Source organism: Nonomuraea sp. NPDC049504 (assembly GCF_040676845.1).
Classification (GTDB): Bacteria; Actinomycetota; Actinomycetes; order Streptosporangiales; family Streptosporangiaceae; genus Nonomuraea; species Nonomuraea salmonea.
Genome location: NZ_JBFAPT010000024.1, coordinates 90,789 through 115,208, shown reverse-complemented (window position 1 = coordinate 115,208; position 24,420 = coordinate 90,789). Strand labels below are relative to the sequence as shown.

27 protein-coding genes and 1 pseudogene are annotated in these 24,420 nt (G+C 70.1%); 10 read left to right on the top strand and 18 right to left on the bottom strand.

Features of this window, described 5'->3' with window-relative positions:
• The first annotated feature begins 23 nt into the window (after window positions 1-23).
• Both AB0K28_RS37305 and AB0K28_RS37300 read left to right on the top strand, forming a co-directional pair.
• Window positions 24-497, top strand: coding sequence for a hypothetical protein (locus tag AB0K28_RS37305; protein WP_364379329.1), 474 nt, complete (start codon window positions 24-26; stop codon window positions 495-497).
• 48 nt (window positions 498-545) lie between these two features.
• Window positions 546-1,286 carry a GNAT family N-acetyltransferase gene (locus AB0K28_RS37300; RefSeq protein WP_364379326.1) on the top strand — a complete coding sequence of 247 codons (741 nt, stop codon included), beginning with the start codon at window positions 546-548 and terminating at the stop codon, window positions 1,284-1,286.
• Here AB0K28_RS37300 and AB0K28_RS37295 read toward each other — a convergent pair.
• From AB0K28_RS37295 to AB0K28_RS37285, 3 genes are read right to left on the bottom strand one after another with little or no spacing between them, the layout of a single operon-like run.
• Entirely contained in the window at window positions 1,261-2,622 is a 1,362-nt protein-coding gene (locus tag AB0K28_RS37295; RefSeq protein WP_364379323.1) for an amidohydrolase family protein, read from the bottom strand. The genes AB0K28_RS37300 and AB0K28_RS37295 overlap by 26 nt on opposite strands.
• Window positions 2,583-3,584 (bottom strand): DMT family transporter, encoded by a 1,002-nt coding sequence (locus AB0K28_RS37290; protein WP_364379320.1) that lies wholly within the window; start codon window positions 3,582-3,584, stop codon window positions 2,583-2,585. Before AB0K28_RS37290 ends, AB0K28_RS37295 begins: the two co-directional genes overlap by 40 nt.
• Complete coding sequence (locus AB0K28_RS37285; protein ID WP_364379317.1) at window positions 3,581-4,441, bottom strand: NAD-dependent epimerase/dehydratase family protein; 861 nt, start codon at window positions 4,439-4,441, stop codon at window positions 3,581-3,583. The genes AB0K28_RS37290 and AB0K28_RS37285 overlap by 4 nt, the downstream gene beginning before the upstream one ends.
• A gap of 112 nt (window positions 4,442-4,553) precedes the next feature.
• Between AB0K28_RS37285 and AB0K28_RS37280 the strand changes: the two genes are divergently transcribed.
• On the top strand, window positions 4,554-5,444 hold the full coding sequence (locus AB0K28_RS37280; protein WP_364379314.1) for a LysR substrate-binding domain-containing protein: 891 nt from the start codon (window positions 4,554-4,556) through the stop codon (window positions 5,442-5,444).
• 48 nt (window positions 5,445-5,492) lie between these two features.
• Complete coding sequence (locus AB0K28_RS37275; protein WP_364379311.1) at window positions 5,493-5,918, top strand: nuclear transport factor 2 family protein; 426 nt, start codon at window positions 5,493-5,495, stop codon at window positions 5,916-5,918.
• Window positions 5,919-6,002: 84 nt separating this feature from the next.
• On the opposite strand, the gene AB0K28_RS37270 is transcribed toward AB0K28_RS37275, so the two are convergent.
• The 6 genes from AB0K28_RS37270 to AB0K28_RS37245 all read right to left on the bottom strand — a co-directional run bounded on the left by AB0K28_RS37270 (window position 6,003) and on the right by AB0K28_RS37245 (window position 13,700).
• On the bottom strand, window positions 6,003-6,581 hold the full coding sequence (locus tag AB0K28_RS37270) for a YdeI/OmpD-associated family protein (RefSeq protein WP_364379308.1): 579 nt from the start codon (window positions 6,579-6,581) through the stop codon (window positions 6,003-6,005).
• Between the two features lie 68 nt (window positions 6,582-6,649).
• A complete protein-coding gene (locus tag AB0K28_RS37265) occupies window positions 6,650-7,645 on the bottom strand; it encodes a C-terminal binding protein (protein WP_345407836.1) in 996 nt (331 codons plus the stop codon).
• The gene (locus AB0K28_RS37260) at window positions 7,632-9,392 is read right to left on the bottom strand and encodes an IlvD/Edd family dehydratase (RefSeq protein WP_364379305.1); all 1,761 of its coding nucleotides are present in this window, start codon (window positions 9,390-9,392) and stop codon (window positions 7,632-7,634) included. The genes AB0K28_RS37265 and AB0K28_RS37260 overlap by 14 nt, the downstream gene beginning before the upstream one ends.
• Window positions 9,392-10,762, bottom strand: coding sequence for a glucose-6-phosphate dehydrogenase (locus AB0K28_RS37255; protein ID WP_345407842.1), 1,371 nt, complete (start codon window positions 10,760-10,762; stop codon window positions 9,392-9,394). The genes AB0K28_RS37260 and AB0K28_RS37255 overlap by 1 nt, the downstream gene beginning before the upstream one ends.
• Complete coding sequence (locus AB0K28_RS37250) at window positions 10,759-12,588, bottom strand: glycoside hydrolase family 15 protein (RefSeq protein ID WP_364379301.1); 1,830 nt, start codon at window positions 12,586-12,588, stop codon at window positions 10,759-10,761. The genes AB0K28_RS37255 and AB0K28_RS37250 overlap by 4 nt, the downstream gene beginning before the upstream one ends.
• A 59-nt stretch (window positions 12,589-12,647) precedes the next feature.
• Window positions 12,648-13,700 (bottom strand): NAD(P)-dependent alcohol dehydrogenase, encoded by a 1,053-nt coding sequence (locus AB0K28_RS37245; RefSeq protein WP_364379298.1) that lies wholly within the window; start codon window positions 13,698-13,700, stop codon window positions 12,648-12,650.
• A 297-nt stretch (window positions 13,701-13,997) separates the two neighbouring features.
• Between AB0K28_RS37245 and AB0K28_RS37240 the strand changes: the two genes are divergently transcribed.
• Entirely contained in the window at window positions 13,998-14,699 is a 702-nt protein-coding gene (locus AB0K28_RS37240) for a class I SAM-dependent methyltransferase (RefSeq protein ID WP_364379295.1), read from the top strand.
• A gap of 166 nt (window positions 14,700-14,865) precedes the next feature.
• Here AB0K28_RS37240 and AB0K28_RS37235 read toward each other — a convergent pair whose 3' ends face one another.
• The gene (locus AB0K28_RS37235; protein WP_364379292.1) at window positions 14,866-15,852 is read right to left on the bottom strand and encodes an NAD-dependent epimerase/dehydratase family protein; all 987 of its coding nucleotides are present in this window, start codon (window positions 15,850-15,852) and stop codon (window positions 14,866-14,868) included.
• Between the two features lie 135 nt (window positions 15,853-15,987).
• Here AB0K28_RS37235 and AB0K28_RS37230 point away from each other — a divergent pair, with 135 nt between their 5' ends.
• A complete protein-coding gene (locus tag AB0K28_RS37230) occupies window positions 15,988-16,440 on the top strand; it encodes a MarR family transcriptional regulator (protein WP_345407856.1) in 453 nt (150 codons plus the stop codon).
• 193 nt (window positions 16,441-16,633) lie between these two features.
• On the opposite strand, the gene AB0K28_RS37225 is transcribed toward AB0K28_RS37230, so the two are convergent.
• The 4 genes from AB0K28_RS37225 to AB0K28_RS37210 form a co-directional block, all read right to left on the bottom strand.
• Entirely contained in the window at window positions 16,634-17,827 is a 1,194-nt protein-coding gene (locus AB0K28_RS37225) for an MFS transporter (RefSeq protein ID WP_364379289.1), read from the bottom strand.
• Window positions 17,828-18,076: 249 nt separating this feature from the next.
• The gene (locus tag AB0K28_RS37220; protein WP_364379286.1) at window positions 18,077-18,895 is read right to left on the bottom strand and encodes a GNAT family N-acetyltransferase; all 819 of its coding nucleotides are present in this window, start codon (window positions 18,893-18,895) and stop codon (window positions 18,077-18,079) included.
• Between the two features lie 243 nt (window positions 18,896-19,138).
• A complete protein-coding gene (locus AB0K28_RS37215; RefSeq protein WP_345407862.1) occupies window positions 19,139-19,456 on the bottom strand; it encodes a hypothetical protein in 318 nt (105 codons plus the stop codon).
• Window positions 19,457-19,674: 218 nt separating this feature from the next.
• The gene (locus tag AB0K28_RS37210; RefSeq protein WP_345407864.1) at window positions 19,675-19,830 is read right to left on the bottom strand and encodes a hypothetical protein; all 156 of its coding nucleotides are present in this window, start codon (window positions 19,828-19,830) and stop codon (window positions 19,675-19,677) included.
• A gap of 122 nt (window positions 19,831-19,952) precedes the next feature.
• Here AB0K28_RS37210 and AB0K28_RS37205 point away from each other — a divergent pair, with 122 nt between their 5' ends.
• Both AB0K28_RS37205 and AB0K28_RS37200 read left to right on the top strand, forming a co-directional pair.
• The gene (locus AB0K28_RS37205) at window positions 19,953-20,393 is read left to right on the top strand and encodes a cupin domain-containing protein (RefSeq protein ID WP_345407866.1); all 441 of its coding nucleotides are present in this window, start codon (window positions 19,953-19,955) and stop codon (window positions 20,391-20,393) included.
• Between the two features lie 104 nt (window positions 20,394-20,497).
• Window positions 20,498-20,716, top strand: a complete 219-nt coding sequence (locus AB0K28_RS37200; RefSeq protein WP_364379282.1) for a hypothetical protein — start codon at window positions 20,498-20,500, stop codon at window positions 20,714-20,716.
• A 138-nt stretch (window positions 20,717-20,854) separates the two neighbouring features.
• Here the strand turns inward: AB0K28_RS37200 and AB0K28_RS37195 are convergent.
• Together AB0K28_RS37195 and AB0K28_RS37190 are read right to left on the bottom strand one after the other, a co-directional pair.
• Window positions 20,855-21,678 (bottom strand): annotated as a pseudogene (locus AB0K28_RS37195) (NAD(P)-binding domain-containing protein).
• Between the two features lie 76 nt (window positions 21,679-21,754).
• The gene (locus AB0K28_RS37190; protein WP_364379279.1) at window positions 21,755-22,042 is read right to left on the bottom strand and encodes a hypothetical protein; all 288 of its coding nucleotides are present in this window, start codon (window positions 22,040-22,042) and stop codon (window positions 21,755-21,757) included.
• A gap of 198 nt (window positions 22,043-22,240) precedes the next feature.
• Between AB0K28_RS37190 and AB0K28_RS37185 the strand changes: the two genes are divergently transcribed.
• A complete protein-coding gene (locus AB0K28_RS37185; RefSeq protein WP_345407875.1) occupies window positions 22,241-22,498 on the top strand; it encodes a hypothetical protein in 258 nt (85 codons plus the stop codon).
• A 206-nt stretch (window positions 22,499-22,704) separates the two neighbouring features.
• Here the strand turns inward: AB0K28_RS37185 and AB0K28_RS37180 are convergent, their stop codons facing one another.
• Both AB0K28_RS37180 and AB0K28_RS37175 read right to left on the bottom strand, forming a co-directional pair.
• On the bottom strand, window positions 22,705-23,292 hold the full coding sequence (locus AB0K28_RS37180; RefSeq protein ID WP_364379276.1) for a hypothetical protein: 588 nt from the start codon (window positions 23,290-23,292) through the stop codon (window positions 22,705-22,707).
• Between the two features lie 89 nt (window positions 23,293-23,381).
• Window positions 23,382-23,666 (bottom strand): hypothetical protein, encoded by a 285-nt coding sequence (locus tag AB0K28_RS37175; RefSeq protein WP_345407879.1) that lies wholly within the window; start codon window positions 23,664-23,666, stop codon window positions 23,382-23,384.
• A 40-nt stretch (window positions 23,667-23,706) separates the two neighbouring features.
• Here AB0K28_RS37175 and AB0K28_RS37170 point away from each other — a divergent pair, with 40 nt between their 5' ends.
• Window positions 23,707-24,405, top strand: coding sequence for an alpha/beta fold hydrolase (locus AB0K28_RS37170; protein WP_364379273.1), 699 nt, complete (start codon window positions 23,707-23,709; stop codon window positions 24,403-24,405).
• The last annotated feature ends 15 nt before the right edge of the window (window positions 24,406-24,420 follow it).

The following is a 24,420-nucleotide window of genomic DNA, read 5'->3' as shown; positions in this document are numbered from 1 at the left end:
TCGTGCTACAAAACGGAGGTGTCATGTTCGCGTTCATCGCGCTCGCCCTGGTCGTCGTCGTGGTGATCCGCCGCTTCAAAGGAGAGCCCCTGCGGGCCCGCGACCTGTTCGGCCCACCCGTGGTGCTCGTCGGCATCGGCGCGTACGGCCTGGTCAAGGACGTGCATCCGGTCAGCGCCGACCTCGCCTGGGTGCTGGCCGGCGCCGTCGTGGGACTGCTGCTGGGCGCGCTGCGCGGCCTGACCCCACGCCTGTTCGTCCGCGACGGCCACCTCTGGCAGCGCTACACCGTCTGGACCCTGCTCGTCTGGGCCGCCTCGGCCGCCGTCAACGCCGGCCTCGGCGCGCTGACCACGTCGGAAGAGCTGCGCCCGATGACGTTGTCCATCGGCGTCAGCCTCCTCGGCGAAGCCCTCGCCCTGGGCCTGCGCGCCCGCACCACCGGCGCCCCCTTCGCCCCGGAGGGCGGGAGCTCCCTGCTCGACCGCATACGCTGAATCACCTGGTCAAGCAGCCACACCGGACGCATCGGTGGAGGAGGAACATTGACGCCGGACCTCGAACCGCACCTGGCCAACTGCCGCGACTACTGGCTCGGCTGGGGCGCGGCGGCCCGCTCCGGCGGTGCCCTCGCGTACTACCGCAGCGACATCACCCACTCCCAGCTCAACGGGGTGCTCCGAGCCCAGGACCCCGGGCAGGTGAGCCAGGCCGCCGAGGCCATGGGCGACGTCCCGTGGCTGTGGTGGGTCGGGCCGGACAGCGCCGGCGGCATCGCCGACGAGCTCGTCCGCCACGGAGCCGAACTCGCGGGGGCGATGCCGATCATGGCCGTCGACCTTGACCGGCTCGCCCCCGTCGAGCAGCCCGCCGGCCTGGAGATCGCACCCGTGGACGCGCTGGAGGAGTGGGTGAACGCCTACGGCCCGTCCTTCGGCGTCACCGGCGACCTGATCGACGAGGCCGTCCGCAACGAGTCGGCGCGGACGGACGACGCACGCATCGTCCGCCTCGTCGGACGGATCGACGGCAGGGCGGTGGGCACCGCCCTGCTGTACGACGCGCACGGGGTGGCCGGCGTCTACGTCGTCGCGACCGCGGAGCCGTACCGCCGCCGGGGCATCGGCGCGGCGCTCACCGCCGCGGCCCTCCAGGCAGGACGCGAACGCGGCCTGGCCATCGGCACGCTCCAGGCCAGCGGCATGGGCGCCCCCGTCTATCGGCGGATGGGGTTCGTCGAGGTAGGGGAATACCGCCTGTTCAGCCCGCCGCCCCGGACCGGCTGAGGCCGGCGGCGCGGAACAGCCGGTCGCGGGAGGCCGCCGCCTGCTCGAACACCGTCTCCCTGCCCTTGAGCACGCCGCCCTCCTTCAGGACGCGGCCGGCCACGACCACGGTGTCCACGTTGCCCGCGTGACCGTTCGCGACGATCGCGGCCGCGGGGTCGGTGGCGGGCAGCAGGTTCGCGTGGTCGATCCTGATCATGATCAGATCCGCCTCCTTCCCCGGCGTCAGGCTGCCCGTACGGTCGTCGATGCCGCAGGCCCGCGCGCCTTCGATGGTGGCGAAGGAGAGCAGGTCGGCCGCGTCGAAGGTGGGCAGTCCCGGGGCGCGGTCCATCGGGCCGGCCGCCCCGGCGACGACGAGCTGCTGGTAGGCGAGCGCGGCCCGCATGACGCCGAACATGTCGCCGCTGACGATCGTCTCGGTGTCCACGCTCAGGCTCGGGCGTACGCCGGCGGCGAGCAGGCGGTTGGTGGCCGGCTGGCCGAGCCCCGGCATGAAGACCTCCAGCGCGGACGCCACGGACGCCGTGGCTCCGTGGGCGGCGATCATCCTGAGCTCCTCGTCGGTGGAGGTGCAGCAATGGATGAACGTCATGTCGGAGCCCAGCAGCCCGGAGCCGGCGAGCCTGCCGATCGCCTGCTGCTTCGCGCCCCACTCCCCCAGGCCCACGTGCATGCTGATGCGCAGCCCGAGCTCCCTGGCGAGCCGGATGTCGTGCTCGGCCACCTCGGGGGTGGACAGTTCCGGGCCGCGGAGCATCGCGTTCAGCGTGACGCGGGCGGTGTCGTCGGTGAGCACGTCGCGGCGTACGCGCCGGATGTCGTCCGGGTGCGTACGGTCGCTGCCGAACTGCCATGCCTCGGCCTCCGTGGACGGCCACCCGTGGTCGAACACCGCGCGGATGCCCGACTCCCAGTGCGCGGCGATCGCGGCGTCGGTGTGCTCGGGGCTGTTGCTGATGTGCGACTCGTCGCGCACCGTGGTCACCCCGGCGTCGATGGACAGCAGGTCGGCCGCCAGATTGCCGATGTGCACGTCGCGGGGCTCGAAGTACTGGCCGAGCCCGATCTGGACGCGGCTGCGGTACTCCTCGTAGGTCCAGGCGGGGCCCAGGCCGCGCAGCGCTCCCTGCCAGTTGTGCCGGTGGGTGTCGATGAAGCCGGGCAGCACGACGGTGCCGGAGCCGTCGATCACGCGGGCCTGCCCGTCCTGGAGGTCAGGGCCGATCTCCTGGATCGTTCCATCGGCGATGAGGACGTCCCCGGCGAGGTCGCCGAGCCGCTCGTCCTGGGTCATCAGATACGCGCCCTTGATGAGGATGCGGTCGTGGGGCACCGTGGTTCTTCCTTTCTTTCCTGCTTGCGATGGGCGGCGATCCAGACGGCCGCGAAGGTGAGGACCGCGCCGACGACGGTGAACGCTCCCGGCGCGTGGTCGCCCGAGGGCAGGACGGCGTCCAGGACGATGGAGCTCAGCAGTTGTCCCGCGATGGACGCCATACCCAGGAGCAGCACGCCGATCCTGCGGACGAGCAGGGCGGACGTCGCGATGAAGACGACGCCGCACGCGCCCCCGAGGTAGGCCCACCACTGCGTGGGCAACGGGTGGCCGCCGAGGCCGAAGGCCAGGGTCTTCACGGTCCAGGCGAGGCCGAGGAAGACCGCGCCGACGGCGAAGTTCACCCAGGTGGCGGCGAGCGGCGAGGCCACCGCCGCCCCGGTGGCGCCGTTCATGGCCTGTTGCAGGCCCAGCAGCAGGCCGGCGGCCACGGCGAGCAGCGCGGGAAGCAGCACCGTGGCCGGGGCGCCGGAGAGCCCCGGCAGCGCGGAGACGACGGCGGCCACCAGGGTGAGCGCCGCACCCGCCAGACGATGGACGCCGGGCCGCTGCCGGAGCACGCCGCCGACGCCCCGGGCGTCGACGATCAGCCCGCCGAGGGTCTGTCCCGCGATGGCCGACACCGTGAACACCGCGATGCCCGTGATCAGCGCGGTCGTCGACTGGGCCAGCGTGAACGTCCCGCCCAGCATCCCCGCCAGCAGGTAGCGGCGCGGCAGGCGGCGCTCCCGCGTGACGCGCGGCAGGCTCATCAGCGCCTGGCGCAGCCGCGGCAGGCAGAGCGCGAGCACGGTCATGATGATCGCGCCGCCGGTGAAGCTGATGGCGGCGGCGCCGACCGCGTCGCCGAGCCGGTGGGACAGCTCGGCGTTCACCCGGGACTGCACCGGGACGACCGCTCCGGCCGCGACGGCCGCCAGCACGGGCAGGGCGGGCGAACGCATCCATGGCCGCGTCATGGCGCGATGTCCTCGAGGATCGTGGGGTGTTCCGGTGCCCAGCCGAGGGTGCGCCGTGCGGCGTCCCCGGTGGCCTGCTGGTCGAGCAGCAGGGCCTCGCCGAGCAGCCCGAGCCGCTCCAGCGTCTGGACCACCGGCTCGGGCGCGACCCGGCCGGACAGGCCGATCGCCCGGCTCACCGCCTCGGTGATCTCGCGGACGGTGGGGTTCGCGCCGCTCGCCCCGATGAAGTACGAGCCCGCCGGCGCCTTTTCCAGTGCCCGCACGTAGAGGGCGGCGAGGTCGTCCACGTGCACGGTGCTCCAATGCTGGTCCCCGTGTCCGATCATGGTCAGGGCCCCGCCGGCCCTCGGCCCCGCGGCCACGACATCGAGCAGCCCGCCGCCGTGACCGTGGACCACGGCGGGAGCCACCACCACGCTCCGCACGCCCGGCGCGGACAGCACCCGCTCCGCGATCGGCACCCGCCAGGCCGTCAGGCGCGGCGGGTTCATCGGGCTCGTCTCGGTGATGGCGGCGCCGCTCCCGTGCACCCAGACGCCGGTGGTGTGGACGTACGGCCGGTCGCTGCCTTTCAGGGCGGCGATGATGTGCGTGGCCGCCGTGTCGTCGATCCGCGCACTGCTGCCGTCACCTGGTGAGGCCAGGTGGATGACGCCGTCGGCGGCGCCGGCGAGCCGGTGCACGGTCGCGCCGTCGGCCAGGTCGCCGATGACGGGGTCCGCCCCTTTCGCCCGTACGGCCTCCGCCTTGCCCGGGTCGCGGACCAGCGCGGTGACCTGGTGGCCTTCGCTGATGAGCCGGCCGAGAACCGCCGTGCCGATGTAGCCGGTGCCGCCGGTGAGAAATACGCGCATGAATCGTCCTTCGTGGAAGTGCCGTCATGGCCACTTTCACCGACGCTCACCTATCGTGTCCAACGAAGAATTTCGATGCTGTTATCGCTGATTTCGATTATTGGAGGCGTGGATGGACCAGCGCAGACTGGAGTACTTCATCGCGGTGGCGGAGGAGATGAACTTCACCCGCGCCGCCCAGCGCCTCCTCGTGACCCAGTCGACGCTGTCGGCGGGCCTCAAGGCGCTGGAGAGCGAGCTGCGCGTGGAGCTGGTGACCCGCTCGACCCGATCGGTCCAGCTCACCGAGGCGGGCGCGGCGTTCCTCCCCGAGGCCCGGGCCGCCCTGGAGGCGCTCGACCGGGCCCGCGCCGCCGTCGAGCCGGTCTCCGCCGGCCTGCGCGGCAGCCTCACCGTCGGCATGCTCACCAGCATGACCATCGTGGACGTCCCCGCTCTGGCCGGCGACTTCCACCGCAGGCACCCGGGGGTCCGGCTCCGCCTCGCCATGTCGCAGCGCGGCACCGCGGGACTGGCCGAGCAGATCAAGGACAGCCGCATGGACGTGGCCTTCGTCGGCCGGCACCTCCGCGACGAGCACCTGCACGTCACCCCGATCAAGAAGTACGACCTGCGCCTGCTCGTCCCCGAGGACCACCCGCTCGCCGGGCGTGCGGCCGTGGGCCTCGCCGAGGTCGCCGGGGAGCCGTTCATCGACATGCCGCTGGGCTTCGGCCAGCGGGAGGTGGTGGACGAGGCCTTCGCCCGCGCCGAGCTGAGCCGCCAGGTGACGGTCGAGGTCTCCGACGTCACCACCATCCCCGCGTACGTCGCGCACGGCCTCGGCGTGGCGCTCCTGCCCGAGGCGTTCCCCGCAGCCCCCGGCGTGCGGGCGCTGCCTCTGGACACGGAGCTGTCCTGGACCCTCAGCGTGATCCGCTCAGCCCGCCGCAAACCGACCCGGGCCCTCTACGCCTTCATGGACCTGCTCCCCCAGCACATCCATCGCGAGCGTGCATTCTGATCCCGTATGGTGTACGGTACGGCGTACGGCTTATGGAGGAGGACCCTTATGTACCAGCCCACCACCGAAGAACTGAAGAGCATCGAGGCATGGTTCGCCACCTATGACGCGCTGGCCGAGCAGGGCGCGATCGAGCAGCTGGCCGACCTGGCGGTCTTCCCGATGAACGTGGTCACCGACGTGCCCGACGGCCACGCGGCGGTCCGCCAGTGGACGCGAGCCGAGTACATCGAGGCGATGCGGCAGTCCATGGGCGGCGGCACCGCCGGTCTCGACCTGCGCTCGACCCGCACCCCGCGTTTCCTCAGCCCGAACCTGGTCGTCGTGGAGACCGAGGCCACGATGACCATCGACGGCCAGGAGCACCAGATGCACTACGCCGACCTGCTGGTGCGCACCGAGGACGGCTGGGCCTTCCAGACCATGGTCCAGGGCGGCTGGGGCCACGGCTGGGACCCCGCCAAGCGCGGCTGACGCCCGCCTCAGCAGCTCGCGGACCGAGCTCAAGCGGGCAGCGGCGGCGGACCCGGCACGGGTCCGCCGCCGCTTCATGACCGCTCAGGGATAGATCTTCTTGTTCTCCCGGAGCATCGTGACGAACTTCTCGATTCGGGCCGCCCGGGTCTCGGGCTTCTTGGCGTCGTTCACGCGGTAGAGGATCGAGTAGCGGTTTCTGCCGTCGAGGGTGGCGAAGAACTCCGCCGCCGCCGGGTCGGCGTCCAGGGCCGCCCGCAGGTCGTCGGGCACCGTCGCGGTCTTCTGCCCCGCGTACGCCGCCTCCCACCGGCCGTCGGCCTTCGCCGCCTCGATCTGGGCGAGGCCGGCCGGGCGCACCCTCCCCGCCGCGATCAGCTGCTCCGCCCGGCCGCGGTTCACCTTGGACCACTTGCTCCTGGCCTTGCGCGGCGTGAAGCGCTGCAACCAGTGGTCGTCGTCGAACGCGGCCTTCTGCCCGTCGATCCAGCCGAAGCAGAGCGCCAGGTCGAGCGCCTCGGCGTAGGTGACGGAGGGGATGCCGGACTCCTTCTTCGCGATCTGCAGCCAGAGCCCCGGCGACTCGTGCTCGGCCTCCAGCCATTTCTCGAACGCCTCTTGGGAGGGGAAGGCGATGATGGGCAGGCCTTGCTTCTCCGCCACGGCTGGAGCGCTCCTTCTCTCGGGGACTCGCACCAGCATTCTGTCTTAGAAAATGCCGCCTTGGCGCATCACGTCACGTCGTTGACGGGATGGCGGGGGCTCTGTCCGGTCAGGACCCGTACGGCCTCCTCCGCGGCGATGCGCCGCACCATCATGATGGCCTGCTCCGAGTAGTAGGCGGCGTGCGGTGTGACGATCACGTTGGGCAGCGCGAACAGCGGGCTGCTGGGGCGCCAGTCGCGCTGCTTCGCCGGTTCCTCCTCGAGGTCGTCCACGGCCGCGCCGGCGATCCAGCCCTCCGTGAGCGCCTGGTGCAGCGCCGCGTCCTCCACGATGGGACCGCGCGCGGTGTTGACGAGCACGGCGGTCGGCTTCATCCTGCGCAGCGTCGCACGGTCGAAGAGGTGGTGGGTCTGCGGGGTGAGCGGCGCCTGCACCACGAGGTAGTCGGATCCCTCCACGAGCTCGTCGAACGACACCGGCCGCGCCTGGCGGGATCGGATCTCCGCCTCGTCGACGAACGGGTCGTGCGCCCACACCTCGACGCCGAACGCTCTGGCGCGTTCGGCGATCAGCTGGGCGATGGCGCCGAAGGACAGCAGCCCGAGCACGCGTCCCCGCAGCCGCCAGATCGGCTGTGCGCTGCGCCAGTGCCATTCGCCCTGCCGGGTCGCCCGGTCGTACACGCAGATCTTGCGGGCGGCGGCCAGCCAGAGCGCGACGGCGTGGTCGGCGACCTCGTCGGCGCACCACTCGTTCGGCGCGTTCGTGACCTGGATGCCCCGCCGGGTCGCGGCGTCGACGTCGACGATGTCCACGCCCGTGCCGTAGCGGGCGATCACCCGGCAACGCGGCAACGCGTCGATGGCCCTGGCGCCGACCCGCGCGTACTGGGTGAGGACGCCGTCGGCGTCCCTGCCCCTTTCGATCACCTCGTCCTCGCTCTTGCACTGGGCGGCGAGCAGCTCGAACCCGGCCCCCTCGATGATCGGGCGCTCGATGTCCACGTCGCCGAAGTCGAAGTCGGCGATCATGATGGTGCCCCTGGCGTCAGTGCGAGTCACGCGGGACTCCCTTGGTGTGTACGAGGTCCTGGTAGGCGAGCGCGAGCTCCATGCAGCCGCCGCCGTCCAGCTGCCCGACCGTGGAGCGGTAGATCTCCTGCCAGGGCGTCTGGTGGTCGAGCGGAGGCGGCGTGTAGTCGGCCCACCGCGCGGCGATCTCCTCGTCGGGAAGGAGCAGGTCGACGCGCGCGCCGTCCAGGTCGACCCGGACGCGGTCGCCGGTGCGCAGGATGGCGAGGTTGCCGCCCGCCGCGGCCTCGGGGCTGGCGTTGAGGATGGACGGCGCGTCGGAGGTGCCGCTCTGGCGGCCGTCGCCGAGCGTCGGCAGGGTGGCGACGCCCCGCTGGAGCAGCGCGGCGGGCACCTCCATGTTCACCACTTCGGCCGATCCCGGGTAGCCGATCGGCCCGGTGTAGCGGATGACGAGGATGCAGTCCTCGTCCAGGCCCAGGCCTGGGTCGTCGATGCGGGCGTGGTAGTCCTCCGGCCCGTCGAAGACGACGGCGCGGTATTCGCGCACCGGGCGGGCGTCGCCGGCGAGGACGGAGGTCTTCATGACCGCGGAGTCGAACAGGTTGCCCGTCATGACGAGCAGCCCGCCGCGCGCGGCGAGAGGGTCGTCGCAGGGCCGGATGACCGTCGGGTCGGTCGGCGGCGCCTCGGCCAGGTTGCCCGCCACGGTGTGGCCGGAGACGGTCATGGCGTCGCCGTGCAGGTGCCCGGCCGTCAGAAGCGACCACATGACGGCGGGCACACCACCGGCGCGGTAGAAGTCCTCGCCGAGGAACTCACCGGCGGGGGCGACGTTCGCCAGCACCGGGATGTCGGCTCCGACGCGCTGCCAGTCCTGGATGGACAGCGGCACCCCGGTATGCCGCGCGATGGCGTTGATGTGGATCGGCGCGTTCGTCGAGGCGGCGATGGCCGAGGCGACCGCGATCGCGTTCTCGAAGGCCGCCAGGGTCATGATCTTGCGCGGGGTGAGGTCCTCCTGGACGAGGGCCACCGCCCGGCGGCCCGTCTCGTACGCCATCTGCGCCCGGCGCCGGTAGGGGGCCGGGATCGCCGCGCAGCCGGGCAGCGACATGCCCAAGGCCTCGGCGAGGCAGTTCATCGACAGCGCGGTGCCCATGGTGTTGCAGTGCCCGATGCTGGGTGCGGAGGCGGCCACGCGCTCCATGAACTCGTCGGGGCAGATCTCCCCGGCGGCCAGCAGCCGCTTCGACTGCCAGATCACCAGCCCCGAGCCTGAGGCGCCGGTCCGCTCGCCGTGGTGGTAGCCGTTGAGCATCGGCCCGCCGGACAGCACGATCGCGGGGATGTTCACCGTGGCCGCCGCCATCAGGCAGGCGGGGGTGGTCTTGTCACAGCCCGTCGTCAGGACGACTCCGTCGAGCGGATATCCGTACAGCACCTCGACCAGCCCGAGGTAGGCGAGGTTGCGATCCAGCGCGGCCGTCGGGCGCTTGCCGGTCTCCTGCAGCGGGTGGACGGGGAACTCCAGCGGGATGCCGCCGGCGTCGCGGACGCCCGCCCTGACCCGGTCGGCGAGGGCGAGGTGGTGGCGGTTGCAGGGAACGAGGTCGCTGCCCGTCTGGGCGATGCCGATGATCGGCCGGCCGGACTGAAGCTCCTTCGCGGTCAGGCCGAAGTTGAGAAAACGTTCGAGATACAGCGCCGTCATCTCCGGATTGCCGGCGTTGTCCCACCAGAGCCTGCTGCGCAGGGACGGTTTCGTCTGCGGCATCAGCTTCCCCTCACCACGGCAGGACCGTCCGATCCGGCCGGATAGCCGACGAGCGGCACCAAGTCCCTGGACCACGCCGACATGACCGGTTCGAGGACCCGCCAGGACTCCTCGGCCTCGTCCCCGCGGATGGACAGGGCCGCGTTCCCGTGGAGCACGTCCAGCAGCAGCCGGCCGTACGCGGGCAGGTCGGAAGGCGCCGGCCGGGCGGTCAGGGTGACCGGGGCGAGCACGTGGCTCCCGGCGCCGATGCCGGTCAGCGCCAGCGTCATGCCCTCAGGCTCCAGCCCGAAGCGCAGCACGTTGGGCTCGGCCTCCGTGCCGAAGCCGGCCGGCAGGTGGGGCACGGGCCGGAAGCGGACCGCGACCTCCTTGCGATCCCGGCCGAGCGCCTTGCCGGTACGCAGCCGGAACGTCGTCCCCGACCAGCGCCAGCTGTCGAGCTCCAGCACCACCTCGGCGAACGTCTCGGTGCCGCGCCCCGGGTCCACGCCGTCCTCCTCGGCATAGGCGGGGACGTCCCGATCGGCGATGCGGCCCGCCCCATAGCGGGCGCGGCAGGTGCGGCGCACGACGTCGTCGTCCGTCAGCGGGCGTACCGAGCGCAGCACGTCGATCTTCCGATCGCGCAGGTCACGCTCCCCAAGGCTGAGCGGCGGCTCCATGGCCACCAGGCAGAGCACCTGGAGCAGATGGTTCTGCACCATGTCCTTGAGCGCTCCCGCGCCGTCGTAGTAGCCGGCTCTGCCCTCCAGCGCCAGCGACTCCTCCCAGATGATCTCGACCTCGGCGATGTGCGCACTGTTCCAGAGGGGTTCCAGCACCCGGTTGGCCAGGCGGCTGCCGAGCACGTTCTGGACGGTCGTCATGGCCAGGAAATGGTCGACGCGGAACACCGCCTGCTCCGGGACGACCTGCGCCAGCAGCCGGTTCAGCGCCACGGCGCCGTCCAGGTCCTCGCCGAACGGCTTCTCCAGCACGATCCGGCTGCCCGGCGGCAGGCCCGCGTCGCGCAGGGCGGCCACCGTACCGGGGAAGATCCCCGGCGGGAGGGCGAGGTAGACGGCGGCGGGTCCGTCACCGGCGAGCAGCGCGGCGAGGTCGGCCGGGTCGGTGGCGTCCGCCTGCCGGTACTCGGCGCGCTCGGCGATCGCGTCCCCTGCCTCGCGCTGCTCCCGCGCGGCATGCAGATCGAGCTGGTCGGACGCCCAGCGGCGGAAGTCCTCCGCGGTCTGGTCCTGCCGGTCGGCGCACCTCAGCTCGAAGTGATCGGCCAGGTGCCCGGCCGCACGCAGGGCGGTCAGGGCCGGCAGCAGGTAGCGGCCGTTGAGGTCGCCGGTGGCGCCGAGGATGACGAGCCGGTTGATCATGTCGTACCGCCTGCTTTCGCGCGTGCGAGGTTGACGCCGCTGGCGATGATCCCGATGTGGCTGAACGCCTGCGGGAAGTTGCCCATGAACGCGCCCGTGGCCGGGTCGATCTGCTCGGGCAGCAGTCCGACGGGGCTGGCGCGGGCGCACAGCGAGGCGTACAGGTCCTCGGCCTGTTCGAGGTGGCCCTGCAGGATCAGGTTGTCGACGAGCCAGAAGCTGCACAGCAGGAAGGCGCCCTCGTCGCCGGGCAGGCCGTCGGGTGAGTCGTCGTGCAGGTATCGGTAGAGCAGGCCGTCGCCGGCGGACAGCCGCCGGGCGATGGCCGCGGTGGTGGCCGCCATGCGCGGGTGATCGGCCGGGACGACCTTGCGCAGCGGGAGCGCGAGCAGGCTGGCGTCCAGGGAGCCGCCGCCGTCCAGGTGCTCGCTCAGGCATCCGGCCTTCTCGTCCCAGGACTGTTCCAGGATGAGGCGGCGCAATTTCTCGGCGGTGCTCTTCCAGGTGGTGATCGGGCCGGACAGGCCGAGCCGCTCGCCGATCGCCGCGGCGCGGTCCAGTGCCACCTGGCACATCCCGGTGGAGTAGGTGAAGACGCGGCCTTCGCTGCGTACCTCCCAGATGCCTTGGTCGGGCTGCCGCCACGTGTGGGCGGCGGCTCCGGCCAGGTCCGCCAGGCCGGACCACAACGCCGGCTGAGGCTCGCGGCCGGAGCGCAGCCACTGGTCGGCGCAGTCGAGCACCTCGCCGTAGACGTCGTGCTGGCGCTGGTCGGCGGCGCCGTTGCCCCATTGCACCGGGGCGGAGCGCCGGTAGCCCTCCAGTTCTGCGTCGACGACCTCCTCGGGTACGGGGTCGCCGCGCAGGGTGTACATGATGCGCGGCCGGCCGCTCTGCTCGAAGGCGTCGAGGACCCAGCCGAGAAAGGCGTCCGCCTCCTCCCCGAACCCGACGCGGCGCAGCGCGAACACGGCGTAGGCGGCGTCGCGGATCCAGGTGTAGCGGTAGTCCCAGTTGCGGACGCCGCCGATCGGCGCGGGCAAGGAGGACGTGGGCGCCGCGACCAGCGAGCCGTTGTGCCAGTCGTCGCACAGCTTCAGCGTGATCACCGAGCGCTGCACGAGCGCTTCCTGCGGGCCGTGATAGGTGCAGGCGCCCACCCAGCGCCGCCAGGCCTCGGCGGTCTGCCGCAGCATGGTCTCGGGGTCGAACCGGTGATGACGGTGGATGCGGCCCCACGACAGCACCAGGTCGAGGCGGTCGCCCCGCTGGAGGTCGTGCACGGTGCGCAGGCCGGTCAGCGCACGGTTGGACCGCAGGTGCAGCCGCAGGTCGGGCCGCCGGGTGACGCGCACCTCCAGGCCGCTGTGCAGGGCCCGCGCCTGCGCGCCGCCGCGCGGTTCCAGCTCCGTCCGCAGCCGTACGGTCCCGTCCAGGACGACCGCGGACCTGACCAGCTCGGACCGGCCGCCGCCCGCGTCGTCGCTGAGGTCGGTGCCCGCGCGTAGGGTCATCGCGTCGGTGACGCGCACGAGGCCGGTGGGGCCGCGCAGCTCGGTCACCAGGACGGCGGTGTCCGGTTCGTAGAACTGCCTGGCTTCGCTCAGGTCGTCCACCGTCACGGTGAAGTGGCCACCGCGCTCGTGATCCAGCAGGCCGCACAGCAGCGGGTCGCTGTCGAAGCGGGGCAGGCACAGCCACGGGATGGATCCGTCGAGGCCGACCAGCGCCGCGGTCGTGCCGTCGCCGATGAGGCCGAGGTCCTCCAGCGCCAGGTAGCCGTCGAGGCGGCGCACCGGGCGAAAGGGCGGATCGAGGTCGAGCATGCCTGGGCCTTGTCCTTGGTGGCGGTGTACGTCTGCGAGAAGGCGTTCCTGAGCTTCCGTCACGAGAAGGTGATCAGCACCTTCACCACGTCGTCGAGTTTCTTGTCCGCCACCTCGAACGCCCGCTCCATCTCGTCGAAGCGGAAGGTGTGCGTGGTCATCTGGGTGGGGTCGAGCCGCTTGCCCTCCAGGATGCGCAGCAGGCGTTCCATGCGCAGCCGGCCGCCCGGGCACAGGCCGGTGGTGATCGTCTTGTCGGCCATGCCGACGCCCCACTCGAGGCGGGGGATCCGTACGAAGTCGCCTTCGCCGTAGTAGCCGGTGTTGGACACCGTCCCGCCCGGCTTGGTGATCTTTATGGCGGTCTGGAAGGTCGCGTCCGCGCCGAGGGCCTCGATGGCGGTGTCGACGCCCTGCCCCTGCGTGAGGTCGAGGATGCGTTCGACGACGTCCTCGGTGGTGAAGTCGACGATCTCGTCGGCGCCGTAGAAGCGGGCCAGCTTCTGCCGCCTGGGAACGGATTCGACGCCGATGACCAGACCGGCGCCGCGCAGCTTGGCACCCGCGGTGGCCATGAGCCCCACCGGGCCCTGGGCGAGGACGGCGACCGTCCCTCCCATGGGGATGTCGCCGTTCTCCGCGCCCATGAACCCGGTGGAGAGCATGTCGGCGCAGTAGACCGCCATCTCGTCGGGGACGCCGTCGGGGATCTTCGCCAGGTTGGCGTCGGCCTCGTTCACGTGGAAGTACTCGGCGAAGACGCCGTCCTTGGAGTTGGCGAACTTGAATCCGCCGAGCGGCCCGCAGGACTGCGACGGGTGACCGTTCTGCGCGGCCAGGTCGCCCCAGTCGGGAGTGATGGCGCCCACCAGCACCCGGTCACCGGGACGGAACGTCCGCACCTCGTCGCCCACCTCGTGCACCACGCCGACGCCCTCGTGGCCGAGCGTCAGGTTCTGCCGCGGCCCGATGCCGCCCTTGACGGTGTGGGAGTCCGACGTGCAGATCAGTGCCGTGGTCGTCTTGACGACGGCGTCCAGCGGACCTGGCCGCGGGACGTCTTTGTCCATCAGGCCGACCTGCCCGATCTCCTTCATCACGAACGCTCGCATGGTGCCCCCGCATGTCCCCGAGGTGCCTAGCTCTACCCCTGTGACCTCGGCGTTTAACGCCCTCAGGGCTTTGACCGGGTCCTTGGGGCGGCCTGGCGCCGTGCAGCGGGAACATCCTTCCGACAACCGTCCGTGTTCACATTGCATCTTTCACGGCAAAGGGGCCGAGCGTGTGCCAAGATCGCTGATATGGCTTTCGCTCCCCAGAGTTCCGCAGGTCAAGCAGGCACCGGACGCGTCACGCGGCCGTCGTGGATCCGTCCTGTTGACGGTGCCGCCGCCCTCGCGGAGGGGGCTGTGCCGAACGACTACGACAGCATCGCCGAGGGGTATTCAACCGAGAACGAGACCAGCCTCCTCAACGCGTACTACGAGCGCCCCGCGATGCTGGACCTGGCCGGTGATGTGGCCGGCAGGCGGATCCTCGACGCCGGCTGTGGCTCCGGCCCCCTGTTCGCGGCGCTGCGCGACCGCGGCGCCATCATGACCGGCTTCGACGCCAGCGCCAAGATGCTGGAACTGGCCCGGCAGCGGCTCGGCGACGACGTACCCCTGCACCTCGCTGATCTGAGCAGCCCGCTGCCGTTCCCCGACGCCGCGTTCGACGATGTCGTCGCGTCGCTGGTCCTGCGCTACCTGGAGGACTGGACGGCACCCCTGGCCGAGCTGCGGCGCGTGCTGGTGCCCGGCGGCCGACTGCTCGTGTCCGTCAATCACCCTTTCGCCGACTTCCTGCAAGCCGAGCCCGGCACCAGCTACTTCGCGACGCGCAGCAGCTCCGACGAATGGACCCTCGGCGGTCACACCGCAGTGCTGACCTTCTGGAGCCGGCCGCTGCACGCGATGGCCGACGCCTTCACCGGGGCCGGCTTCCGCATCACCGCCATCAGCGAACCGGCCCCCGCACCGGGCGCCCGCGAAGTGTTCCCCGAGGCCTTCGTGGACAGACCCTCGGGGAAGTTCCTGTCCTTCCTGTTCTTCGTCCTGCAGACCGACTGATGCCCGAAGCTGGCCACGTGCGCCGTGGCGGCGATGCCGGGGCAGAAAACGGCGCGCCGATGTACCGGCGTGAGCACTGTCGCCCCAGACGAGGGCGAGCTACGGGCACAACCCGCCATCTGTCCGGCTGCCTGTGATCTCCCCACCACATTCCCTCAAAGCGGACTCACGAGAAGCCCATCTCCACCAGGCCCCTCTCCAGAGTCAGGTCAGGTGAGTAGCCCAGCTCTCGCCGCGCGGCGGTGATGTCGTAGGAACGGTCGCGGCCGGTGAAGCTCACGAGCCAGTTCGTCAGCGGCGGCGCCGACTTGCGCCGGAGCAGGCGGGCCGTACGGTCCACCAGCGCCGCAAGGGGCACCGCCATCGCCAGGGGGACGCTGCGGCTCTTGGACACGTCCACGCCGCGGGTCGCCAGCAAGGGGGTGAGGAAGTCCCGGATGGGCATCGGCGTACCGTCCGTCACGTAATAAACCCCACCGTGGCGGCCCCGCGTGAGGGCGAGGAGCGTGGCGGCGGCCAGGTTCTCGACGTGCACGAAGTCGGCGATGTGCCTGCCGTGGTCGATCCAGGCGAACCGTCCGGCCTCGGCGACCTCGGCCATGTCGTTGATCGTCGCCATTCCGCGACCCCAGATGAACGGCGGGCGGAGCACCACCAGTTCGGTGTTCCCACCGGAGGCTTGCAGGAGTGCGCGCTCGGTGGCCAGCTTGACCCGGCTGTAGGCGACGTTCGGCCGGCCTTCCGGCGTCGACTCGTCGACGACGGGACGACGTTGACTCCCCGTGGAGACGGATGCGGCACTGATGAGCACGAACCGACGCACCCCGGCCGCGACGCTCGCGGCGTGCAGGGCGACCGTCGGCACGTGGTTGGCCCGCTCGAAGAGCGAGTCGGGACCCCAGAACTCCATGTGCGCCGCGACGTGCACGACCGCGTCGCCCTCGCGCAGCTTGACGACCCAGCTCGGCGCCGGTGAGCCGTCCTGTCCGAGGTCCGTGAGGTCGCCGGGAACGGGCTCGGCTCCGGCCGCACGTACGCGCTGAACGCTCGACTCCGATCGGGCGAGTGCCATGACCTCATGTCCTTCGGCGATGAGGCGACGGACGACAACGCCGCCGACGAAACCGCTGCCCCCCGTGACGAAGACCTTCATGCTTCCGCTCCTCGTGGTTGATCGCGCTGATACATCGTTGATCGCGCTGATACATCGCACTCAAATAGTTTGATGTAGATGCATTGGTGTCAATGTAACCTCTCGTACGATGGGTGCGTCAAGGGGAGGTGGGCGATGCCGCAAGCGAAGAAGAGCGTGACCGCCGCACAGGTCGCCGACGAGTTCAGCCGTACGGCGAAGGTTCTCGTGCGTCACTTCAACGAGCGTCTGGGCGAGCACGGGGTGTCGACGCCGAGGTCCCGCCTGGTGGTGGAGGTGGCGCGTTCGCAGCCCGTCCGTCTCACCGAACTCGCCCTCGCGGTCGGCATCGCGCAGGGCACCGCCTCCACCCTGGTCGACGCGCTCGTCCGCGACGGACTACTCGAACGCCAGGCCAGCGCGGACGACCGCCGCTCCGTGCTCCTCCACGTGACAGCAGAAGGAGCCGCACTGGCGCAGGACTGGACGGCCGGCTATGAACGGGCGGCGGAAGAGCTCTTCAAGCCGCTCACCGAAGAGCAGTTGTCGACCCTGGCCGGCATCTTGCGAACCCTCAGCGCCGAGAAGGCGCCGGCGACCGACGACTGACAAAGCCGAGTTCACGGCCGCCGCGTGCCGCCTCGGTGCTCGCGCGGCAGTGGCTGGTGCAACCCCTCGACGGCACGAACGGACACCGCCACCGTGCCCAGCCGTCAACGCTGCCCCGTCCGCGCGCCGGACGGCCACTGGCCGCCCTTCCCCGGCCCATCGCCGGCGCCCATCGAAACTTTCCGACGAGGAGTCACGTCTGCTGCGGCCGCAATTGACGCATGGTCCGGCTGCAGGTGCTTCCCACGGCGACCAACAGCATCACTCCGTTCGTCGCGAGGAGCGCGACAGAGGCTCCCGATGACTCAGCGAGGAGGCCCGCGAAACCGGGCCCCAGCGGCGCGCCCAAAGAGATGATCAGTCGCATGGACGATATGACCCGGCCTTGAAGACGGTCGGGTGTGACGGCGACCTGGAAACCGATCAGGACCGCGTTCGCGGAGGGGGTCATGAACAGCATGCAGGCAAGGAGCACACCCATCACGTGGACGTTCGGGTAGAGGATCATCGGCCCGATCAGCGCGGAATTGGTCCAGAACACGCCGAGAATGATGCGGCTCGGGGGCCAGCGATGGACGATCTGTGTGGCCAGTACGGCCCCCAGCATGCCTCCGACGCTCCCCATTCCGAATATCAGGCCGATCTCCCCTGCGGAGGCGCCCTCGGACCGTGCCATGACCACAGCACCGAACGTCAATGCCGCGAAGGCCAAGTTGATACCGATTCCGGAAAGGAGAATCACCCGCAGCGTCCGCTGCCGCCAGGTCCAGCGGACACCCTCGGCGATCTCCCGAAGGAGAAACTCGGACTTTCCATGGCCACGCATCTCCGTCCGAACCAGGAGGGTGGCGAACAGTGAAACCAGGAAACCCATGGACTGCCCAAGGAAGGGCAGGGCCTTGCCGAGGCCGAGCAGGGTGCCGCCCAAGGATTGCCCCACGATGGCTGCGGCATGCCCTCTGGCCTCGTTGGCCGCCACCGCCCTCGGCAGGGCATCCGCGGGAACGACGCGACGCAACGCCGCTGTCTCGGCAGGCTGGAAAACGACCTCACACGCGCTGGACAAGGCGACGGCGGCCATCAAGACCCAGAAGGTCAGGCTGCCCAGCAACGCGGACACACCGAGCCCGGCCGCGAGCACGATACGAACGGTGTCGCAAGCGATCATGACATTCCGGCGATCCCAGCGGTCCACAAGTGCTCCAGCCGGCAAGCGGATGGCCGACTGGACAAGCAGGGCGAGCGAACCCAGCAGGCCGGCCTGGGTGGAGGATCCAGTCAGTTCCAGGGCGATGAGGGGATAGGACACCAGCCCGATGTGCACGCCCAGGGCTGAGCCGGCACCGGCGCTCCAGAGCAGGGTGAAATCTCGGTTCTTGCGGAACATCGGTACATTCTCCGGGGGTGAGGCCGTCGGAGTCGGTGGTCGGCTCGCCGATCCGTTCTCCGTGGGCATGCCGCGTGTCACCAGTACTTCTTGAGCGCGGAACAGTATTTCCGTCGCGGCGTTCGCACCGATCCCGGCCACCGTGAGGTTCATCAGCCACGCGTCGCCATAGACGAGGACCTGCAGATAGGAACCGTCGTGCCCGGCGTGGTCTGTTCGGTTCGGGCGGCGGGCCGGTTCGAAGGCCGGTCAGCCCATCGAGATGAGGATCGGCGCGACGTATCGCCCACGGTCGCCCGGGGGTCGGTGAGCGCCATAGACCATCGTCGGCAGGGCTGCGGAGCCCTGGACGGGCCCGAGCTTGGTGAGCCACGGGCGCAGGCCCGGGTAGGCGTCCAGCAGGTCAATGCGCACGTCGCGGTCGGCGCCGTGGGCGGCCGCCAGGATCAGCTCGCGGGCCGCTTCTTCCGAGGGTGAGACGACGGGGCCGATGACACGGTGAGGGCCGGCGGTCCAGGCCACGGCGAAGCCGCCGTCGGTGACGACCGTCCGCTCGGCCCTGGCCAGCAGCCCGGTCAGCGCCTTGCTCCGGTCGGCCCCGGTCACCTCCGCGTCCAGCTTCAGCAGCGCGGCGTGGTCCTCCGGTGTCGCCACGCGAACTCGCGGCGAGCACGCCGTCCCCCGCATCGGACCCATGGTGATCGTCAGGCTGCCAACAGGGCGGAAGCCCAGCCGCTCGTAAACGGGACGCCCGAAACGGGTCGCGGTCAACTCCACGACACGATTCCCGGCCACCTGCAGGGCGTGCTCCATCAGCCGCGTACCCAGCCCCTGCCTGCCGTACCTGTCGGCGACGAGCATCATGCCGACACCGGCCAGCGAGTCGCCGTAGCAGGTCACCACCACGCACCCCGCCAGACCGTCACCGTCGGCCGCATCGACGGCGTACACCGCGCCCACCTCGAACATCAGCCGCCACTTCGCCTCGTCGGTGGACCACCCCCGATCACTTTCCAGCCGCTGGCACAGAGGCAGGTCATCCAGGCCGAGAAGCCGAATATCACTCACAGACGAGAACCTACTCCGTCGCCCCCTCCACCCCAGCAGCGGATGATCTCAGTGACACCGTCCCCCCTCGGTGCCCGTCCCTCGCAGGCCGGGCACCGGTCGCGCACGTGACTGATGGAGCCATGGCGGCTCGCCGAAAAAGCAAGAACCTGGACGGCAACCGGCGATCAGAACGTGAAGGGGTGCAAGGACCGTGGCACAGCCGGTTTATTTCGAGCCGAAATCAGATGAACTCGCGGCGGCTCAGAGCGTTTGATATCCGACCGAGATCGGCCACGAGGTGCTGCTGCATTTCGCATTTGATTTGACGGAATTAGCAACCCATGGGCCGAACAGCGTGGTGTAGCCGCCGCTGCTGTTCTGGCAGAAGAGCACGACCCGCGTCTGAGTGACTCCGGTGCCGCTGCACAGCGCCCAGCCGGTGCCGCCGGGAGTGCCGATCTGCGCGTCAGTGCTGCAGGTCGCCGCCTGAGCAGGGGAAGCCGGTGACACGAGAGCCGTCACGGCGGCGATTCCGGCCGCCGCTGCCGCCGAAACGGCTAACTTCTTGATGTGGCCCATCAACTACCTCCTTCGGTGTCGATCATCACCGCTTGATGGTAGCCACAGCTTTGGTGGATATCCATAGGGAGTGGAACGCATTTTTCCGCGGGTGATCTTACGGACCGACCGCAAGGTATTGTTTTATAGTCCGGAACGAAAATGGTCTGTCAGTGAGCTGTTTTTGTGCCGTCGATCGCGGCGACCGAACCGCCCGGTGAAACCTGTCGTCGCGCTGGTCAGAGGAATTCGCTGCGGTAGGCCGGGGCCAGTTCTGCCGCGCGGCGGCGTTCCGCGAGCTCGTCCGGCGACAGCTGCGGCGGCGGGGCGTCCTTGCCCGCCACCACGTCGCCGATGCGCACGAAGTACTCGTCCCGCCCGGCCGGTGTGCACATGCAGAGCATCCGGGCCGACGCGCCCGAGATGCTGCGGAAGTTGTCACAAAACGGGGCGCTGTCCGGTCTGAGCTGGTGCACGGCCGGATCGAGCCGGCCACCGTTTCGCGGAAGGAAGCCTGATGGGCACCGATCAAGCACACGCTCACCACCTGGAGAACCCCGACAAGAGCGGGCCGCCGCCGCAGATCGACGTGGTCGCCACCGTGCCCGGGGCGCCGCCCGCGCCGGAGGGGGCCGAGGCGATGACGATCCACGTCACGCTGCCGCCGAACAGCCCTGGTGCGCCGCCTCACCGGCACTCCGGTCCCGCATACGGGTACGTGGTCAAGGGCGCCATCAACTTCGAACTCGAAGGTGAACCCGTACGGGTTGTCCGAGCAGGCGAGGCGTTCTGGGAGCCTGGCGGGGACGTGATCCACTACCAGGACGGCAACCACCTCGCCGACGAGGAGTCGGCGTTCGTCGTGACGATGTTCTGCGCGCCCGGGCAACCGATGCTGACCGTGGTCAGCCCAGAGGAGTTGGAGGCTCGGCGAGACCGTCGGGCGCCACGGTCATGACCAAGGTTTCACTGACCGCGCTCGTTCACGATCTGCTCGCGCGTGCCCGTGAGACGGGCAGCGGTCGGAGCGCCACCACTGTCCACGGTGGACACGATCGCTCGTTGCGGCAGACCGTGATGGCATTGCGGCAGGGCGAGCACATGCACGAACACGAGCATCCTGGCGAGGTCACGGTGCACGTGCTGCACGGGCGGGTACGGCTCGTCGCCGGACCTGACTCGTGGGACGGGCTGCCCGGCGACCTGCTGGTCATGCCCGAACGCCGCCACCGTGTGGAGGCCGTGGAGAACTCCGTATACCTGTTCACCACCACGCGGTGAAGACGGACGGCGGGAACCGGGGCCCGGTTCCCGCCGTCGGCGCAGCTGCCGGGAGAAGCTCCCGTGCTCGCGCACATATATAGGTGCGGCGGCTGCCAGGAGACTCGCGGAAGTATCGCTCGGTCAGCTCGGGGCGCGTCACGTGCCGGTGGGCTCGGCCAGCAGCTCGAAAAGGCTGGAGAATCCCTGGTCGCCGTGGCCGCCGGCGATCCTGCGGTCCATCAGCCGCTTGACCTCCCGCATCCGCACGGCTTCCACGCCGGCGGCGTGCCGGTGGCCGATCAGGTCGTCCATGAGCGCGGCCTGCACGGTGAGCGGGCCGAGGTCCGGCCCATAGTCGCCGTTCTTGACCGCCTGCGCCATCGAGGTGAGCAGCGGCGGGTAGGCGGGCAGGGAGGCGCCGACGCGCCCGGCGAACTCCACCACGTCGACCCCTTCGGCCTGGACCAGGCGCAACGTGTGCAGGTAGCCGATGAGCAGCTCGTACGACACGGCGATCTGGGCGAGGAACTCCACGGCCGCCAGACCCGCGTCCTCGCCGTGGTGGGTGACGGTACCCAGCTCCCGCAGCACCGGCTCGCAGGCGGCGAAGGCGGCGGAGGAGCCGCTGAACGGCAGCTGCACGTGCGGTGTGCCCACGTACGGCGGGTCGCCCATGATCTTGCCGTCGAGGTATCGGGCGCCGCGTTCGCGGGCCCAGCGCTCGTTCGCCCGCGCCTGGGCGGGCGAGCCGCTGGTGAGGTTCGCCAGCACCTTGCCCGCGATCGCGGTTTCGACAGACTCCAGGACCTGCTCGACCGCCGGGCCGTCGAGCAGGCAGATCAGGACGAGCGGGCTCGCCGCCACCGCCTCTGCGGCCGTCGCGGCCGTCGCGGCGCCGGCCTCGGCCAGGGGCGGCTCTTGCTCCCCGTCCGGTTCCAGACCGTCGTACGGTGGCCCCGGTCGAGCAGGGTACGGGCGATCGCCGAGCCCATGGAGCCGAGCCCGAGCACGGTGACCTGGGCCGGGCCTGCGTTCGTCGTGGTCATGATGATCCTTTCAGGCGGCGATGAGGCCGCGCCGCAGCGCGGAGGCGATCTCGACGGCGCGGCGGGCCTGGAACTCGACGGCGGTCAGGTTGGCCTCGGCGACGTTCGCCGGGGTGTTGCCGGAGGTGCCGCTCGCGCCATAGGGGTTGCCGTTGGCCGGGTCGAACTGCACGGGGTCGGCGTAGCCGGGCGGGACGATGATCGAACCCCAGTGGTAGATGGCGTTGTTCAGGGCCGGCAGGGTGCTCTCCTGGCCGCCGTGCCCGGCCGAGGTGAAGGAGGAGACGACCTTGTTCACCAGCTTGCCCTGGAACCACAGGCCGCCCGTGGTGTCGACGAACTGCTTGAGTTGCGCCCGCCTTCGCCGCGGCCTCGGCCGCTGCCTCGACCATGGTGTGGACGTTGCCGGTGGAGGAGTGGTAGATGACGGCGACCTTGGTCATGACGTGCTCGTTTCGCAGGTGCGGGTGGTGAGGGATCAGACGAAGAAGCTGTCGTGGCGGAGGAAGAACTCCGCGCGCTCTTCTTCGCTCTTGCCGGCCAGGTCGGCGACGCCTTCGAAGTACTCCTCGCCGCGCCGTACGCGGAGCAGAACACCTGGGCCGCCGCGAGCCTGGCCCGTACCCGCGGCATCCTGTACGACGACCACGCCGCACTGACCGAGGCCGCCGACCTGTGGACCTCGATCGACGCCCGCTTCGAACGCGCCTGCACCCTGCGCCTGCTGCCCAAAGGGTCACCCTTCCGCAGGTAGAACGTCCGCAACCCGCTGCGCGACCGACGTCGGCACCTGCGCGGGGTCGATCCGCGGTTTCGCCATGCCACTACCAGCGACAACAACGCCTCCTCAACCGCTGAGTCCGGCTCGAGTACTAGGTTGAACTCGTGGAAATCAGCGACGGGCGTTGACTGAATGCGGTGGCCGGCGAAGGGCTCATCGCGCCACGGACTTGAGGTGTGCTACCCGTCTCTCGTGTCCTGACCAGAGTCGGCAACCGCGTCGGAGACATCTGAGATTCCAAGGTCACTCCGCATTGCCGCACGCAGGCGCTCGCCCCGTTCCCAGAATCGTTCGCTGTACGCGAGGGCCGCGTCCAGGGTTTCTCCCTCGCCGGCGATCCCTTGATCCAGTCTTCTGACCATCCCATACCAGCTGCTGAGGTGTCCTCTGACTGCGCCAGCCGTATTCAGCACTTCACGGGGGCCGGTCATCTGGGCCTCAGCGTGTCGTTCGATATACATGCGGCGTGTCTGTGCGACGTCAGCTCTTAGCTCATCGCTGGCCGCACCGTCACGGATACCGTGCAGGAGGTCGTTGATGGCCGTGCGGTGTTGCCTGATGGCGATGTTCAACGCCACGTAGCATGCACGCCGCTGTTCCAACCACTCCTTTCGCTCTTTGCTTTCCTGGTCCTCCTTCCGCTGGGACTGCGCTTGCTCGAAATCCATCCGCTTGCCGCGAAGCGCTGATCGCTGGGTGTAGATCGACGCGGTCAATGTCCCCACCACAGCAATCGCTGCGGCAAGGAGGGGGGTGACGTATTCCATCGATGCTCCTCTGCGATGGGCGACAAGCCCGCGATGGGCTCGTGCGGACTCGACTTCGGTGTCAGATCCCGGCGCGTTCATCATCCCCTTCACCAGATGCTTGAAGGCGGTCCGGGTAGCGTTGCACCATCTCGCCGAAGAACGCGCGCGGTCCGCGTCCTTGTGCCCGGCCACCACGGCGGCGGGCGCAGGGCGCGTACCGCGTCGATGCCGCCGTCGGCGAGGTACTGGTGCACGTTGTTGTAGGCGTCGTCGCCTGCGACGACGAGATGGAGCGCCGGTACGTGCAGAACGGTCGAGGCGTCGCCGTCGCTGTGGCCGACCTCGACCGCGTGCAGCTCGTGCCCTTCGAGGGCGAGTCCTTCCGCAGGCAACGGCCGGGCGGTTGGCAGGCTGCTCCGTTACGGTGCGGCCATGGCGAATTTCGTGTTAGTTGCAGGCGCGCGGCTCGGGGCGTGGGCGTGGGACGAGGTGGTGCCCCATCTGCGTGCAGCGGGCCAGGGCGCTCATCCGTTGACGCTGTCCGGCCTTGCCGGCAGACGGGGTGTGCCGGCTGGGCAGCAGACCCATGTCCAGGACATCGTCGACGAGGTCGAAGGTCGGGATCTGCGCGACGTCGTCCTGGTGGGTCACAGCTATTCGGGCATCCCGGTCGGTCAGGCCGCGGAGCGGATCGGTGACCGGCTGTCCCACGTGATCTTCGTCGATTCCAGCGTGCCAGCCGATGGCGAGGCGTGCGTCTCCGCCTGGCCGGACGGTGGGGCCATGGTGAAGGCGTCGATCGCCGAGAACGGAGGATTCTGGCCGCTCGTGCCCGCAACGCATTACGACGGCCACGGCCTGACCGATGAGCAGATCGCACGAATCTTGAGTGGCTCGACGCCGCACCCGGGCGCCACGCTGACCGAGCCCGCCGTGCTGGCACGGCCCCTGGACGAACTCCCGGCGACGTACATCCAGTGCCTGCTCGCCGGAGCGGAGCTCAGCGACGACGTGCGCAGGCTGCTGACCAGCAGGCACTGGCGGCTGGTCGAGATGGACACCGGTCACTGGCCGATGTTCTCCCGGCCCCGCGAACTGGCGCAGATCTTCCTCCAAGCAGCCGGGGAGTGACCGCAGGCTATCCTC

Bases quoted from the DNA above. Each gene is read 5' to 3' on its own strand.
- AB0K28_RS37305 (WP_364379329.1), top strand. From the start codon at position 24: ATGTTCGCGTTCATCGCGCTCGCCCTGGTCGTCGTCGTGGTGATCCGC.
- AB0K28_RS37290 (WP_364379320.1), bottom strand. From the start codon at position 3,584: ATGACGCGGCCATGGATGCGTTCGCCCGCCCTGCCCGTGCTGGCGGCC.
- AB0K28_RS37285 (WP_364379317.1), bottom strand. From the start codon at position 4,441: ATGCGCGTATTTCTCACCGGCGGCACCGGCTACATCGGCACGGCGGTT.
- AB0K28_RS37280 (WP_364379314.1), top strand. From the start codon at position 4,554: ATGGACCAGCGCAGACTGGAGTACTTCATCGCGGTGGCGGAGGAGATG.
- AB0K28_RS37275 (WP_364379311.1), top strand. From the start codon at position 5,493: ATGTACCAGCCCACCACCGAAGAACTGAAGAGCATCGAGGCATGGTTC.
- AB0K28_RS37260 (WP_364379305.1), bottom strand. From the start codon at position 9,392: ATGCCGCAGACGAAACCGTCCCTGCGCAGCAGGCTCTGGTGGGACAAC.
- AB0K28_RS37255 (WP_345407842.1), bottom strand. From the start codon at position 10,762: ATGATCAACCGGCTCGTCATCCTCGGCGCCACCGGCGACCTCAACGGC.
- AB0K28_RS37250 (WP_364379301.1), bottom strand. From the start codon at position 12,588: ATGCTCGACCTCGATCCGCCCTTTCGCCCGGTGCGCCGCCTCGACGGC.
- AB0K28_RS37245 (WP_364379298.1), bottom strand. From the start codon at position 13,700: ATGCGAGCGTTCGTGATGAAGGAGATCGGGCAGGTCGGCCTGATGGAC.
- AB0K28_RS37235 (WP_364379292.1), bottom strand. From the start codon at position 15,852: ATGAAGGTCTTCGTCACGGGGGGCAGCGGTTTCGTCGGCGGCGTTGTC.
- AB0K28_RS37230 (WP_345407856.1), top strand. From the start codon at position 15,988: ATGCCGCAAGCGAAGAAGAGCGTGACCGCCGCACAGGTCGCCGACGAG.
- AB0K28_RS37225 (WP_364379289.1), bottom strand. From the start codon at position 17,827: ATGTTCCGCAAGAACCGAGATTTCACCCTGCTCTGGAGCGCCGGTGCC.
- AB0K28_RS37215 (WP_345407862.1), bottom strand. From the start codon at position 19,456: ATGGGCCACATCAAGAAGTTAGCCGTTTCGGCGGCAGCGGCGGCCGGA.
- AB0K28_RS37210 (WP_345407864.1), bottom strand. From the start codon at position 19,830: ATGTGCACACCGGCCGGGCGGGACGAGTACTTCGTGCGCATCGGCGAC.
- AB0K28_RS37205 (WP_345407866.1), top strand. From the start codon at position 19,953: ATGGGCACCGATCAAGCACACGCTCACCACCTGGAGAACCCCGACAAG.
- AB0K28_RS37180 (WP_364379276.1), bottom strand. From the start codon at position 23,292: ATGGAATACGTCACCCCCCTCCTTGCCGCAGCGATTGCTGTGGTGGGG.
- AB0K28_RS37170 (WP_364379273.1), top strand. From the start codon at position 23,707: ATGGCGAATTTCGTGTTAGTTGCAGGCGCGCGGCTCGGGGCGTGGGCG.